The organism is Klebsiella sp. 2680, from assembly GCF_900198535.1.
Taxonomy (GTDB): Bacteria; Pseudomonadota; Gammaproteobacteria; order Enterobacterales; family Enterobacteriaceae; genus Klebsiella; species Klebsiella indica.
In genome coordinates this window covers 1,070,906-1,085,216 of record NZ_FZNJ01000001.1, presented here as the reverse complement: position 1 = coordinate 1,085,216, position 14,311 = coordinate 1,070,906, and the positions used below count along the sequence as shown (strand labels likewise).

Below are 14,311 nucleotides of genomic sequence, written 5' to 3'. Positions count from 1 at the left end.
TCTGTAGAAAAATATAGAGACTTTTATCACTTTTTAGAAAAGTTGCGCTGGACAAAAGGTACCACAATTGGTGTACTGGTAAGCGACACAGTATTAGTGTCCATTTTTTCATATAAAGGTAATTTTGATGTCTAAGATTAAAGGTAACGTTAAGTGGTTTAATGAATCCAAAGGATTCGGTTTCATTACTCCGGAAGATGGCAGCAAAGATGTATTCGTACACTTCTCTGCAATCCAGTCCAACGGTTTCAAAACTCTGGCTGAAGGACAGCGTGTAGAGTTTGAAATCACTAACGGTGCCAAAGGCCCTTCTGCTGCAAACGTAATGCCTATCTAAGCCACGCGTCAGCAGAATATAAAAACCCGCGCTTAGCGGGTTTTTTTGTTTCAGAACGGATGACAAATCGGTATCAGCGATTATGTCCGTATTTCTGCCATATGACGGCTATGCCTGCCTTTCTTGTCGTGGAAAACCAAAATATCAGTATGCTCTGCATTTTACCTTATCCTGCGTAAGTGAAGCGCAGCCGGAAAGGCTCGGAAGAACCCACGGTGTCAGCAACCTTAACAACCGGTTTTTAGCGACTGGCGGCATGAGAAAACAGCCAGAACGCGGCGGCCGTCATGGCGAATGAGCCCAGTAAGTTGACGAGAACGTTCAGCAACGCCCAGCTAAAACGCCCCTGTTGTAGCAGAAAGACAACTTCAGAGGAAAATGTGGAGAAGGTCGTCAGTCCGCCGCAAAAGCCGGTGGTGATGAGCAGTTTCCACATCGGGTCAATCGCCGTCAGGCGGTTAAACCAGGCCAGTCCGGCACCGATGATAAAAGCGCCTAGCAGGTTAGCGGTGAGCGTGCCAAGGGGAATAGCATGGTGCATGGGGTTAAGCTTCATACTCAACAACCAGCGCAGAACGCTGCCAGTGCCGCCGCCAATAAATACAGCCAAAAGAAGTTGCAACACGATCGTTCTCTGTTTATTGATTAATACTGATTTTCAAGTGTAGCGCGTGAAATACCATATTGGCTATGGATTACTGGATGGGAGAGATAAGATGCTTGTTGCTGCCGGACAATTTGCCGTTACGCCGGACTGGATGGTCAATGCGCGGACCTGCGTCGGCATGATGCGTCAGGCTGCCGGACGAGGGGCTGCGCTGCTGGTTCTCCCGGAAGCGTTACTGGCGCGGGATGATAATGATGCGGATTTATCGGTTAAATCGGCCCAGCCTCTGGATGGCGGTTTTTTACAGTTGCTGCTGACGGAGAGCGAAAATAACGCGTTGACCACGTTGTTGACCCTCCATGTGCCCTCTGGCGAGGGCCGGGCAACGAATACGCTGGTGGCTTTACGACAAGGGAAGATTATTGCGCAATATCAAAAGCTACATTTGTATGATGCGTTCAATATTCAGGAGTCCCGGCTGGTTGATGCCGGAAGACAGATCCCGCCGCTCATTGAGGTCGATGGTATGCGCGTCGGGCTGATGACCTGTTACGATTTACGCTTTCCTGAACTGGCGTTGTCGCTGGCGCTCAGCGGGGCTGAAATACTGGCGCTCCCTGTCGCATGGGTAAGAGGGGCAATGAAGGAACAGCATTGGGCAACGTTGTTATCAGCGCGCGCACTGGATACAACCTGTTATATTATTGCTGCAGGAGAGTGCGGAACGCGTAATATTGGTCAGAGCCGTATTGTTGATCCCATGGGAACGACTCTTGCCGGAGCTGCCGTGCAGCCGCAGTTGATTTTTGCCGAGCTTTCGGTTGATTATCTTCAGCAGGTACGAAAAAGCTTGCCGGTGTTACAGAACCGTCGTTTTGCGCCACCGCAACTATTATGATGTTTTTTTAAACAAAGCTTGATTCACCTTGTTACAGATTGCTATTGTGTCCGCGCGTCAAATAGCCGTTAATTGTATCCGTGTATGATGGCGTATTCGCAGCTTGTATTATAGAAGAAGGTTAGCTATGGGTGAGATTAGTATTACCAAACTGCTGGTAGTCGCAGCACTGATTATCTTAGTGTTTGGTACCAAAAAATTACGCACGCTGGGTGGAGACCTGGGCTCGGCTATCAAGGGCTTTAAAAAAGCCATGAACGATGACGATGATAGTGTGAAGAAGACCAGCGCAGATGAAGAAGCACCTGCACAGAAGCTTTCTCATAAAGAGTAATTAATGGTGCGTTCCCCGTTACGGGGGGCGCATTGTCGGGCGGTACAACCGGTCGACAAAGAGGCCGCTACGTTGAACGTTGCGGCCTCTTTTTGTCATTAATGTGCGCGATACCAGAAAAGATGCAACCAACTGTTACCGCGCAGGGCCGAATTATTTCACTTCCATGCCTTTGGCCTGCAGGTCAGCGTGATAAGAGGAGCGAACAAAGGGCCCGCAAGCTGCATGGGTAAAGCCCATCGCCATCGCTTCGGCTTTCATCTCTTCGAACTCATCCGGGCTGACGTAACGTTTTACCGGCAGGTGGTGACGGCTTGGCTGCAAGTACTGGCCTAGCGTCAACATGGTGACGCCGTGACGGCGAAGATCGCGCATGACTTCGATGATTTCGGCATTTGTTTCGCCTAAACCGACCATCAAACCTGATTTCGTCGGGATCTCGGGATGCGCTTCTTTAAAACGTTCCAGCAGCTTGAGCGACCAGTTGTAGTCAGCTCCCGGACGCACCTGACGATACAGACGCGGTACGTTTTCCAGGTTATGGTTAAAGACATCCGGTGGCGTCGCCTGAAGAATTTCCAGCGCCCGATCCATACGACCACGGAAATCTGGCACCAGCGTTTCAATTTTAATGGCCGGGCTCTTCTCACGAATCGCTTTGATGCAGTCAGCGAAATGTTGCGCGCCGCCATCACGCAGGTCGTCGCGATCGACGGAGGTTACGACGACATAGCGCAACGCCATATCGGCAATGGTTTGCGCCAGTTTTTGCGGCTCGCTGGCATCGGGTGTGACCGGACGACCGTGCGCCACATCGCAAAACGGGCAACGACGGGTACAGATAGCACCCAGGATCATAAAGGTTGCCGTTCCGTGGTTAAAGCATTCCGCGAGGTTAGGGCAAGAGGCTTCTTCGCACACAGAGTGCAGGCCATTCTTACGCATCGCTGCCTTGATCCCCTGAATACGGGATGAGTCAGCCGGAAGTTTGATTTTCATCCATTCCGGTTTTCTGAGCAGAGCTTCCCGCTCAGTTACCACGTTTTTCACCGGGATAAGGGCCATTTTATCGGCATCGCGGTATTTAACACCGCGTTCCATCACAATGGGTTTACTCATAGCGTGCGTGTTCCAGTTGCGAGTGACGAAGACGTGCGCGTTAATTCAAGTAAATGTTGTATTTATCAACTATTTTTGAATTAAGCGCAGGCAGTATATCATTGATACGGGGCATAAATCAGCCTGCTTGCCGGGCAAATTGTAAAATAGTTGTTGTTTTATGCTTTTTTGCGCCTGATTTATCTCCCGTGAACAAAACCGTTCAGGATCTACCGTGCAGACAACAATGCGGCCGTTTACTGATGGCGAGCAAGATACGACGCCCCGCAGCAACGGGACGCGATCGCTAGCGAGCAGAAATATACTCAGAAGGCGGATTATTCAGCAATGCCAGCAGATTGGCCACCAGCCGCGGGGCAACGTTGTCCGGGCGGACATCCGGCAGCCACTTACGCATTTGCGTCATTTCCATACCGGCATAACCGCATGGATTAATTCTCAGAAAGGGTGACAGATCCATATCAATATTCAGCGCCAGACCGTGGAATGAACAGCCTTTGCGGATACGCAGACCCAGAGAACAGATTTTTTGATTGCCGACGTAAACACCGGGCGCATCGGCGCGCGGGTGTGATTCAATAGCGTATTCCGCCAGCGTATTCACCACGGTTTGTTCCAGAAGCGTAACCAACTCACGTACGCCGAGTTTACGGCGTTTAAGGTTCAGCAGAACGTACATCACCTGTTGTCCGGGGCCGTGATAGGTCACCTGGCCGCCGCGATCGCTTTGAATGACCGGAATATCGCCGGGAACAAGGACATGTTCAGCTTTTCCCGCCTGACCCTGAGTAAACACCGGGTGATGCTCTACCAGCCAGATTTCATCCAATGTCGCGCTATCGCGGGTGTCGGTAAACTCATGCATTGCCTGCGAGACAGGTTCGTAAGGCTGCAGGCCAAGCTGGCGGATGAGAATTTTATTGTGCTGCAAAACAACATCTCCGCGGAGAAAATGACTTGAGTAGGGGGGAGTATATCACAGCGAAATAAAGAGATTGACCCGGCACGGAGGCCGGGTCGGGGAAAAGATTTACAGCACCATTCGTACGATGTCGATATTACCCAGTTCTTCGTACAGGGTTTCTACCTGTTCAATATGCGTGGCGTTAATAGTAATCGACACTGAGTGGTAGTTGCCTTTACTGCTGGGTTTTACCGTCGGAGAGTAATCACCTGGTGCATGGCGCTGTACCACTTCAACCACCTGGTCAACCAGCTCCGGCAACGCCTGCCCCATGACTTTGTAAGTAAAAGGCGTAGGGAATTCAAGCAGTTCGTTAAGTTTGGTTTTCATGTCAGCTCCGGTGTTACGACAAAAAATAATAACTCCCACGATGTCATGTGGGAGTTATCAGGATTCTTAGTATATGGCGACGAAAATCACACTTTCAAGTGTTCGATTTTTAACCAAACCAGTGATGGAACATTAATTTAATGTAATCAATGATTTTACTGAAGAAATTCCCTTCCGGAATTTCCTGCAGTACCACCAGCGGACGCTGATCGATAGTTTTGCCATCTAACTGGAAATTAATGGTGCCGACCACCTGATTTTTCTGTAGTGGGGCGTGTAGTTCGGCATTATTCAGGACGTAGCTCGCTTTCAGGTCCTTCATTCGACCACGCGGGATTGTCAGGTAAACATCTTTATCCACGCCGAGAGAGGCACGATCGCTATCGCCAAACCAGGCGGGTTCGGAGGCGAATTCTTTACCGGCCTTAAGTGGATTAACGGTTTCGAAGAAGCGGAAACCCCAGGTCAGCAGTTTTTTGCTTTCGGATTCGCGCCCCTTGTAGGTACGCCCACCCATGACCGCAGAGATCAGGCGCATCTGGCCTTCGGTTGCGGAAGCAACGAGGTTATAGCCCGCTCTGTCCGTATGACCGGTCTTGATACCGTCAACATTGAGGCTGTTATCCCACAGCAGGCCGTTACGGTTGAGCTGGCGAATGCCATTGAAAGTAAACTCTTTTTCTTTGTAGATGGCGTATTCGTTTGGCACATCGCGGATCAAGGCCTGGCCGATAAGCGCCATATCGCGTGCCGAGCTGTACTGGCCATCCGCATCAAGGCCATGAACGGTCTGGAAGTGGGTATTTTTCAGGCCCAGAGCGTTAACGTAGTTGTTCATCAGGTTAACGAAGGCATCCTGGCTACCGGCGACATAATCGGCCATTGCGACACAGGCGTCGTTGCCTGACTGCAGGTTGATACCGCGAATCAACTGGGAAACCGGTACCTGCATGCCAGGCTTAAGAAACATCAGCGAGGAACCTTTAAAGACCGGGTTTCCGGTCGCCCACGCATCGTTTCCGATGGTGACCAGATCGGACTCTTTAAACTTACCCGCCTTCATGGCCTGACCAATAACGTAGCTGGTCATCATTTTGGTCAGACTTGCGGGATCGCGACGGGCATCGGCGTTGTTTTCCGCCAGTACCTTGCCTGAGTTGTAATCGATAAGGATCCAGGATGCGGCATCAATCTGCGGGGCGCCTGGGATCATGGTTTTAATATTCAGATCATCGGCGCGGGCGACTGAGGACAGCGCTGCCACGGAGAGCGCGGTAACAAGTAAACGAGCGGTAAAAGAGGTCTTCATGGTTTGTACAACGGTATCCGTGATGAAGTTAAAAAAGTGCCTTACTATAGCAAATGCATTGAGGGGCAACACCCGACATTACGCATGACTTTGTTAATGACTTTTTCATGCGCAATGAAGAGGATAGCTATCGCCGGCGCATTTAGTTGGCGCGAGTAATAAATGATTGCAGTTGCGCCTCGCTTTGCAGGCGCTGTTGAATGGCGCTGGCCTGTGCTTTGCTGCTGAATGGGCCTAGCTGAATACGCCATATCGCGCCGTTTTGCGTAACGCGTCCTGGAACGGAGAACTGCTGACTCAAGCGCTGCTGATATTGCAGCGCCCGGGTCTGATCGCTGACGGCGCCAACCTGTACGACGACATCGCCGCTGGCGCTTGTCGCCGTCGGCGTCACTGCGGCGGTGGCCGCCGCTGCAGGCGCTACGCTGCCTTGTACTGAACCCGGTGCGGTAATCGGCGCAGTTTGTATGGCCGGTTCACTGCTTTCCAGCACGCCACTATTTAGCGGCGTTGGCGCGCCAAGAAATCCGCCGCTGTTGACGGGGGCGCCAGTCGTGTCGACTGGCTTCAGCGTCGCATTGCTGATGGCGTGAACATCCGTTTGCGAAGGCGGGTTACTCACCGCGCTGCCGTCGCCATCAAGATTAGGACGGGCGGGCAGGGCGTAAGTCTGTTTGGCGACGGTGGTACAAGCCGTACCCGGACCGGAAAGCGTGCCGTCTGGCGCGACGACGATCGGGTCGATACGCACTTTGGTGTTATTCGAGGTATTCAGCCGATCGGCGGCTGCACGTGAAAGCGAAATGACGCGATCGGTACCGTAAGGCCCGCGATCGTTGATACGAACCACAAGCATCCGCCCGTTCGCCAGGTTGGTGATCCGCGCGTAGCTTGGGATCGGCAGCGTGGGATGGGCGGCAGTGAGCTGGGTAGGATCAAAAACCTCGCCGGATGAGGTCAGATTGCTGTTGGGCTCGGCGTCATAGATCGCTGCGAAACCGGCCTGGGTAAAGTTAGACGGATCCCGGACGATGGTATAGCGTTTACCATCGCGTTCATAATCCTGATTCGCCGTTGCATTGGGCGTTTCATACTGCGGCTCGACACCGCCGATTTCCACCGTTGGGCCATTGCAAACGGCCGGCTGCGGAGTACTGACCGTTTTCTGTTGAACGTCTTCACCCGAACATGCCGCCAGCAGCCCTGCTGCTATGCAGATCCCCAGCCATTGCTTACGCATCGCGAACCCCTTAAACGCTTTTCGACAACATTTTTCTGTGAGTATGGATCGACATGACGATACCAAACCCGGCCATCAATACGATTAGGGCAGAGCCCCCGTAGCTCACCAGCGGCAAAGGTACCCCCACCACGGGTAAAATACCACTCACCATACCAATATTTACGAAGACATAAACGAATAAAATCAACATTAAACCACCGGCCATGACCCGGCCAAAGGTGGTTTGCGCCTGGGCGGCAATCCATAAACCGCGCATAATAAGCAAAATATACAATGCCAGCAGAACCAGCACGCCGATCAACCCCAGTTCTTCCGCCAGGACGGCAAAGATAAAATCCGTATGACGTTCTGGCAAGAACTCCAGCTGCGACTGAGTGCCATGTAACCAGCCTTTACCGCGCAGTCCACCGGAACCAATGGCGATTTTCGACTGAATAATGTGGTAGCCGGCGCCGAGTGGATCGGTTTCCGGATCGAGTAACATCATCACCCGCTGTCGCTGATAATCATGCATCAGGAAGAACCACAGGATCGGAATAAAGGCAGCCACCAGCACGACGGCAATTCCGATCAGACGCCAGCTCAGACCGGCCAGGAACAGCACGAAGAGGCCGGACAGCGCAATCAGAATGGAGGTCCCGAGATCGGGCTGGGCAGCCACCAGCAGCGTCGGCAGGAAAATCAGCACCAGTGCGATGGCGGTATTCTTTAACGACGGCGGACAAATATCGCGGTTAATAAAGCGTGCAACCATCAGGGGGACGGCAATTTTAGCGATTTCCGAGGGCTGGAAACGGACAATCCCCAGATCGAGCCATCGTTGCGCCCCTTTGGAGATAGCGCCGAAGGCATCAACCGCCACCAGAAGGATAATGCATAAAATATAAAGGTAGGGTGCCCAACCTTCATAGACTCGCGGCGGAATTTGCGCCATGACGATCAGGATAACGATACCCATGGCAATCTGGCCGATTTTACGCTCCATCATACCGATATCCTGACCGCTGGCGCTCCAGATGACCAGTGCGCTGTAGGTCAGCAGCGCCAGCAGAATAAGCAGCATAGTGGGATCGATATGAATTTTATCCCAGAGCGATTTTTTGTTCGGACTATCGGTCATTATTGATCCTCTCCAGCCGTCACTGCCGGATTTTCATTCGGCAGATTGGTGTTGTTATCGCCGAGCATAATATGATCGAGAATCTGGCGCATTATGGTCCCCACTGCCGGGCCCGCGCCGCCGTTCTCAAGAATAATGGCAACGGCAACCTGGGGATTGTTATAAGGCGCGAACGCGGTCATCAGTTTATGGTCGCGCAGGCGTTCGGCGATTCTGTGCGCGTTATAGGTTTCATTGGCTTTCAGGCCAAAGACCTGAGCGGTGCCCGATTTGGCGGCAATTTTATATGGCGCGCTGGCGAAATATTTATGCGCGGTCCCGTTGTTACGGTTGGCTACGCCAAACATTCCGTCTTTAGCGATTTCCCAAAAACCAGAATGAATATCGCCCACCGGCGGTTCATGTGGCTGCACCCAGGGAACGGGGTTGCCGTTTTCTATCGTGCTTTGCAGCAGGTGCGGTACTTTAACAACGCCATCGTTAATCAGAATCATCAGCGCTTTGTTCATCTGAATGGGGGTGGCGGTCCAGTAGCCCTGACCGATGCCGACAGGGATGGTATCGCCCTGATACCAGGGCTTTTTAAAGCGCTTGAGCTTCCATTCCCGGGTTGGCATATTGCCGGAACGCTCTTCTGCCAGATCAACGCCGGTATAGTGACCATAGCCGAATTTGCTCATCCATTCCGACAGACGATCGATACCCATATCATAGGCGACCTGATAGAAGTAGGTATCGGCGGACTCTTCCAGCGCTTTAGTGACGTTCAGGTGACCGTGGCCCCATTTTTTCCAGTCGCGATAGCGTTTTTCCGAGCCGGGGAGCTGCCACCAGCCGGGGTCGAACAGGCTGGTATTGCGGGTAATGACGCCGGCGCTGAGCGCCGACACGGCGACGTATGGCTTAACCGTCGATGCGGGCGGGTAAACCCCTTGCGTGGCGCGGTTGACCAGCGGCGTGTTTGGATCGTTAAGTAACCCGGAATAGTCCTTGCTGGAGATGCCATCAACGAACAGATTGGGATCGTAACTGGGCGTCGAGACCAGCGCGAGGATGGCGCCGGTACGCGGGTCCGTCACGACCACGGCCGCGCGGCTACCGGCGAGCAGCGTTTCGATATATTGCTGTAGTTTCAGGTCGAGCGTTAAATAGATATCGCGCCCCGCCTGCGGAGGAACCTCTTTGAGCTGGCGAATCACGCGACCGCGGTTGTTAACCTCGACCTCTTCATAACCTGTCTGACCATGCAGGATATCTTCGTAATAGCGCTCAATCCCCAGCTTTCCGATGTCGTGCGTTGAGGCGTAGTTAGCCAGCTTTCCCTCTTTGTCCAGACGATCGACGTCTTTATCGTTAATTTTCGAGACGTAGCCGATAACGTGGGTCAGGGCGGAGTTATAGGGATAGTAGCGACGTTTATAGCCTTTGACTTCAACGCCGGGAAACCGGTACTGGTTAACCGCGAAACGGGCGACCTGAACCTCGTTAAGGTTGACTTTCACCGGAATGGAGGTGAAGCGATGGGCGCGCGCGCGCTCTTTTTTAAAGTTCGCCACATCGTCATCGGTCAAATCGATAACGTCGCGCAGCGCATCCAGCGTTTGCTGAACGTTGTCGACCTTTTCCGGCATCATCTCCAGTTGGTAAATGGTACGATTAATTGCCAGCGGCGTGCCGTTGCGATCGTAGATAATGCCGCGGGTCGGTGGAATAGGCACCAGCTTGATGCGGTTTTCGTTTGAGCGTGTCTGATAGTCGGTATAACGCACAATTTGCACGTTATAGAGGTTGGCGATCAGCACGCCGGTAAGCAGTAAAATCCCCAAAAAAGCGACCAGCGCCCGGCGCATGAACAGCGAGGATTCAGCCGTATAATCGCGGAAAGAATTCTGTAATTTCATTCGCTGCTTAGTCTGCCATGGTCATCATTACTCACGGTGGTATGGGTGGTTGGTGGTAATGCTCCACGCCCGATAGAGACTCTCAGCCACCAGTACGCGAACCAGCGGATGAGGCAACGTGAGCGTTGAGAGCGACCAACTTTGTTCCGCCGCTGCTTTGCAGGCGGGTGAAAGACCTTCCGGGCCGCCGATAAGCAGGCTGACATCGCGGCCATCCTGTTTCCAGCGTTCCAGTTCACGCGCCAGTTGCGGCGTATCCCACGGTTTCCCGGGGATATCCAGGGTGACGATGCGATTTTTGCCTGCGGCCGCCAGCATCATTTCGCCTTCTTTTTCAAGAATGCGCTTGATATCGGCATTTTTGCCGCGTTTGCCGGCGGGGATTTCCACCAGTTCGAGCGGAATATCTTTTGGAAAACGGCGCAGATATTCGCTAAAGCCGGTCTGAACCCAATCCGGCATTTTGGTGCCAACGGCCACCAGCTGCAGCTTCACGCATTAACTCCAGAGTTTTTCCAGCTCGTACAGACGACGGCTCTCTTCCTGCATGACGTGAACCATAACGTCGCCAAGATCCACAACAATCCAGTCCGCAGAGGCTTCGCCTTCAACGCCCAGCGGCAGCATACCGGCGGCGCGCGACTCCTGGACAACGTGATCGGCGATGGACATCACGTGGCGCGTGGATGTGCCGGTGCAGATAACCATGCAATCTGTAATGCTGGATTTGCCATGTACGTCAATGGCAACGATGTCCTGACCTTTCAGGTCATCAATTTTGTCGATAACAAAATCCTGGAGTGCTTTACCCTGCAAGAGTTCCCCCTGGGTGTGTGAAGAGTGATAACAATAAACAATTCGCTAGTATACCCGAACGGGTGGCAACGTCGGGATATAACCATCATATTTCATGCAGCATGGGCGCTGGTTGCGGTGACCCGGGACATTCCCGAACCTCGTCTTAATCGGCTGCTGCAGGCTGCGTTCAAATCCGTTCCCGACGCGTTTTTCGTTCTGTCGCCGCCTTTATGCAACACGAATGTTTCCGGGGCTAAATGGCGGTAAACAGGCGGTGAAGGCGGCTATCATCCCATCCATCACCGATGATTGCATCGCCATTTTTGTAAAACAATTTCTGCAACGTTCAAATGGCTGATGCAGCCTGGCTGCGGAGAATAACAGCCTGCTTTGCTCTGTCAATGGTCTGCGCGCAATTCTTCTTCCGCCAGCCAGACGGCCTGGCTATTTAGTACGCGCAGCGTAGCGAAATCAGGCTGCAGATCGACAAGGCTCCATGCGCCTTGTTCAACAGGGAAGTGCCACATAGCCGCCGACGGCATGTCGAGCAACAGGGCAATTAACAGGCTAAGAACCCCCTGATGACCGACTATCAGCAGATGCTCAAGTTGCCGATATTGTGCAAGGGTAGCGGTAAAACCGGAAACTCGCCGGGCAAATGCCTGAAAACTCTCGCCATTGGTTGGTGCCGCATGCTGCCAGTCTGCACACCATGCAGCGTAATTTTCCGCATCTTCACGTTGTAAATCACGATGATGACGCATTTCCCAGTCGCCAAAGAACATCTCATTGAGTTCAGGAAAAGCCTGACAGGGGATATCTCGCTCGCCAAGTAGCAGGCTGGCCGTATGCTGAGTACGCTCAAGTTCACTGTAGAACACGTGCTGAAAAGGAACGTCCTGTAGCCGCTGCCCCAGCGTTCTGGCCTGACTGATACCACGTTTGGTTAACGATGTGGGCGAATGTCCGCTATAGAGGCCCGCGACGTTAGCCTCGGTTTCTCCATGACGAACCAACCACAATTTCATGATGACCTCCTTGACAGGAGTCTGAACGACGTCTCCTGTTTCCGGGTTAGCAATAGAGTTTTTGCTCACGGATATAGTCAAGTACGGCTTCCGGCAGCATATCTGAGCAGGATTCACCGTTCTCAAGGCGCTGGCGAATAATGGTCGCCGAAATATCAAACCACGGCGTTTCAGCCAGGTAGATAACGCCCGCCGGGCGGTTATGCAGCCTTTCGACGTCATAGGTGAGATGCTTATCCAGCCAGCGCTGATCCTGCGCGTTCGCCATGGTTAACGGGTAACCAGGGCGACGACAAACGATCAAATGAACATGATCAAGAATGCTGCTGTAGTCATGCCAGGTGGTAAAGGTAAGCAGCGAATCCTGACCAATAATAAAAGCCAGCGGCCGCTTCGGCCCCTGTTCCTGACGCCATTCGCGCAGAGTTTGCGCGGAGTATGACGGCGTATCGCGCTCAAGTTCGCGCTCGTCCAGAATAAACAGCGGTTTGTCGGCAATAGCCAGCGCCAGCATACGTAGACGTTGTTCGCTGGTGGCTTCGGGCTGCGGACGGTGTGGCGGCACATTATTCGGCACAATGATGACTTTATTGAGGCCGATTTGGTTGGCCAGAATTTCTACCGGTTTAAGGTGACCGTAATGCACCGGATCGAAGGTGCCACCGTACATCGCCTGTAATTGATTCATATCAACCATCAATAAAAACGTCTGCCAGCGCCTTGTGGCAGAGCAACAAAGAGAGACTTTCCAGTTCGGGCCAGACGGCGTGCCCGTAATCCTGCTTGAAGGTGAGTTCCGCACGGGTCAATAAAGTGACGGCCTGGCGTAGCTGGCCGGCGCTGAGGCGGCTGAGCGCGTCGCTGACCAGCGGTCGCCGGTTTTGCCATACCCGATGCTTATCAAACAGCGCGCGCAGTGGCGTATGGGCCGATTGTCGTTTCAACTGTACCAGCAGCAGCAGTTCACGCTGCAGGGTCCGTAGCAGAATGGCCGGTTCGCAGCCTTCTAAACGCAACTGTTGCAGTATGTGCAGGACGCGCTTACTTTTGCCCGCCAGCAGCGCATCGACCCAGTGGTAAGGCGTGAAATGCGCCGCATCGTTCACTGCCTGCTCAACGCGGGGTAAGGTGAGTTTCCCGTCCGGCCACAGTAGCGACAGACGCTCCAGCGCCTGTGCCAGGGCCAGCAGATTACCTTCATAGCAGTAGCACAGAAGCTGGCTGGCGGCGTCATCAAGCTGCAGATCATGACGCTGCGCGCGCGCGGCGAGCCAGCGCGGCAGTTGGGCATACTCCGGCGTCTGACAGCTGACCTGCACCGCCCGGCTGGTAAGTGCTGTCGCCCATGCGGCATTTTCCTGCGCTTTTGTCAGTTTATTGCCGCGAACGATCAGCAATAAATCCTCATGCAGCATACCCACAAGCGTAGCCAGCTGTTCGTTCATGGCCGCATTGAGACCGTTTTCCGGTAATATCAGCAGCAGCGTTTGACGGCTTGAAAACAGGCTCATTGCCTGACTGAGCGAGAAAAGGGCAGACCAGTCGGTACTGGCATCAAGCGTGGCGGTATGGTGTTCGATAAAGCCCTGAGCGGTAGCGGCTTCGCGTATAGCGTCCTGGCTTTCCTGCAACAGCAGCGGGTCGTTGCCAAGCAGCAAATAGGCCGCGCGCAGCCCTTCAGTGAGCTGCGCGCGGAGCTGTTCCGGGTACAACCGAATCATCAGTTACCCGACGGGGTGGAGAGACGGTTGCCGGAGGCAGAGGATGTTGAGGTCGCCTTGACCGGTTTCGCATCCGCTTTTGTGGCTTCGCTATCCGCAACCTGTACGCTCGGCAGCTTACGGATCAACTGCTCTGCCGCTTTGTCGTACATTTCCTTAATAATCATGCTCTGCTCAGCATCTTTCGCTAACGCCGCCTGCGGGTTATCGAAAAACGAACGGTAGACGGTAGTGGTAATGGGATAGATATCATGGCCCGGGATCAGCACGCTGGCTTTTACCGTCATCACCATCTGATATTCCGCAGTACGACCATCCTGGAAAATAGACGCCGTATCTTTCTGAATAGACGATGACTCCAGACGCAGGGAGGGAACATCCTGGCGTAGCGTGCTGGCATCGAGCAGCTCGACGCCATTCAAACGCAACTGATTCCGGACCGCGCGACTGAGTGGACCATTTGGATCGCTAGACTGGAAGATCATGGTTTGCATGGCACTCGGCACCTGCGTAGTGCTACGCAGATGCCAGCCGCAACCCGCAGTGATAAACACCGCCAGAGATAACAACAATGTTGTCAGATATCGCACGCTTCCTCCCGC

The 14,311-nt window shown here is 53.3% G+C and carries 17 protein-coding genes; 3 read left to right on the top strand and 14 right to left on the bottom strand.

The annotated features are described in order from the left end of the window. Positions 1–127: 127 nt before the first annotated feature. Entirely contained in the window at positions 128–337 is a 210-nt protein-coding gene (gene cspE / locus FN037_RS05225) for a transcription antiterminator/RNA stability regulator CspE (RefSeq protein WP_004100146.1), read from the top strand. A 241-nt stretch (positions 338–578) separates the two neighbouring features. Here cspE and crcB read toward each other — a convergent pair whose 3' ends face one another. After that, positions 579–962 carry a fluoride efflux transporter CrcB gene (gene crcB, locus FN037_RS05220; RefSeq protein ID WP_138360715.1) on the bottom strand — a complete coding sequence of 128 codons (384 nt, stop codon included), beginning with the start codon at positions 960–962 and terminating at the stop codon, positions 579–581. A gap of 91 nt (positions 963–1,053) precedes the next feature. On the opposite strand from crcB, the gene FN037_RS05215 reads away from it, so the two are divergent. Continuing rightward, the gene (locus tag FN037_RS05215) at positions 1,054–1,842 is read left to right on the top strand and encodes a deaminated glutathione amidase (RefSeq protein WP_138360742.1); all 789 of its coding nucleotides are present in this window, start codon (positions 1,054–1,056) and stop codon (positions 1,840–1,842) included. Positions 1,843–1,969: 127 nt separating this feature from the next. Then, complete coding sequence (gene tatE / locus FN037_RS05210) at positions 1,970–2,176, top strand: twin-arginine translocase subunit TatE (protein WP_138360714.1); 207 nt, start codon at positions 1,970–1,972, stop codon at positions 2,174–2,176. A 153-nt stretch (positions 2,177–2,329) separates the two neighbouring features. On the opposite strand, the gene lipA is transcribed toward tatE, so the two are convergent. The 13 genes from lipA to lptE form a co-directional block, all read right to left on the bottom strand. Beyond that, the gene (lipA, locus tag FN037_RS05205) at positions 2,330–3,295 is read right to left on the bottom strand and encodes a lipoyl synthase (RefSeq protein WP_138360713.1); all 966 of its coding nucleotides are present in this window, start codon (positions 3,293–3,295) and stop codon (positions 2,330–2,332) included. 286 nt (positions 3,296–3,581) lie between these two features. Next, positions 3,582–4,226, bottom strand: coding sequence for a lipoyl(octanoyl) transferase LipB (lipB, locus tag FN037_RS05200; RefSeq protein WP_142501678.1), 645 nt, complete (start codon positions 4,224–4,226; stop codon positions 3,582–3,584). 99 nt (positions 4,227–4,325) lie between these two features. Continuing rightward, a complete protein-coding gene (gene ybeD / locus FN037_RS05195) occupies positions 4,326–4,589 on the bottom strand; it encodes a DUF493 family protein YbeD (protein WP_000850547.1) in 264 nt (87 codons plus the stop codon). A gap of 109 nt (positions 4,590–4,698) precedes the next feature. Beyond that, entirely contained in the window at positions 4,699–5,898 is a 1,200-nt protein-coding gene (gene dacA, locus FN037_RS05190) for a D-alanyl-D-alanine carboxypeptidase DacA (protein ID WP_138360711.1), read from the bottom strand. 142 nt (positions 5,899–6,040) lie between these two features. Further along, positions 6,041–7,138 carry an endolytic peptidoglycan transglycosylase RlpA gene (gene rlpA, locus FN037_RS05185; protein ID WP_142501677.1) on the bottom strand — a complete coding sequence of 366 codons (1,098 nt, stop codon included), beginning with the start codon at positions 7,136–7,138 and terminating at the stop codon, positions 6,041–6,043. Positions 7,139–7,148: 10 nt separating this feature from the next. Then, entirely contained in the window at positions 7,149–8,261 is a 1,113-nt protein-coding gene (gene mrdB, locus FN037_RS05180) for a peptidoglycan glycosyltransferase MrdB (protein ID WP_138360709.1), read from the bottom strand. Then, complete coding sequence (mrdA, locus tag FN037_RS05175; RefSeq protein WP_142501676.1) at positions 8,261–10,162, bottom strand: peptidoglycan DD-transpeptidase MrdA; 1,902 nt, start codon at positions 10,160–10,162, stop codon at positions 8,261–8,263. The genes mrdB and mrdA overlap by 1 nt, the downstream gene beginning before the upstream one ends. A gap of 27 nt (positions 10,163–10,189) precedes the next feature. Further along, the gene (gene rlmH, locus FN037_RS05170; RefSeq protein WP_138360707.1) at positions 10,190–10,657 is read right to left on the bottom strand and encodes a 23S rRNA (pseudouridine(1915)-N(3))-methyltransferase RlmH; all 468 of its coding nucleotides are present in this window, start codon (positions 10,655–10,657) and stop codon (positions 10,190–10,192) included. A gap of 3 nt (positions 10,658–10,660) precedes the next feature. Continuing rightward, complete coding sequence (gene rsfS, locus FN037_RS05165; RefSeq protein ID WP_138360706.1) at positions 10,661–10,978, bottom strand: ribosome silencing factor; 318 nt, start codon at positions 10,976–10,978, stop codon at positions 10,661–10,663. Positions 10,979–11,358: 380 nt separating this feature from the next. After that, positions 11,359–11,988, bottom strand: a complete 630-nt coding sequence (locus FN037_RS05160) for an adenosylcobalamin/alpha-ribazole phosphatase (protein WP_142501675.1) — start codon at positions 11,986–11,988, stop codon at positions 11,359–11,361. 46 nt (positions 11,989–12,034) lie between these two features. Continuing rightward, positions 12,035–12,685, bottom strand: coding sequence for a nicotinate-nucleotide adenylyltransferase (gene nadD / locus FN037_RS05155; protein WP_171034860.1), 651 nt, complete (start codon positions 12,683–12,685; stop codon positions 12,035–12,037). Next, complete coding sequence (holA, locus tag FN037_RS05150; RefSeq protein ID WP_142501674.1) at positions 12,678–13,709, bottom strand: DNA polymerase III subunit delta; 1,032 nt, start codon at positions 13,707–13,709, stop codon at positions 12,678–12,680. Before holA ends, nadD begins: the two co-directional genes overlap by 8 nt. Next, positions 13,709–14,299, bottom strand: coding sequence for an LPS assembly lipoprotein LptE (gene lptE, locus FN037_RS05145; protein WP_138360702.1), 591 nt, complete (start codon positions 14,297–14,299; stop codon positions 13,709–13,711). Before lptE ends, holA begins: the two co-directional genes overlap by 1 nt. Positions 14,300–14,311 lie beyond the last annotated feature (12 nt).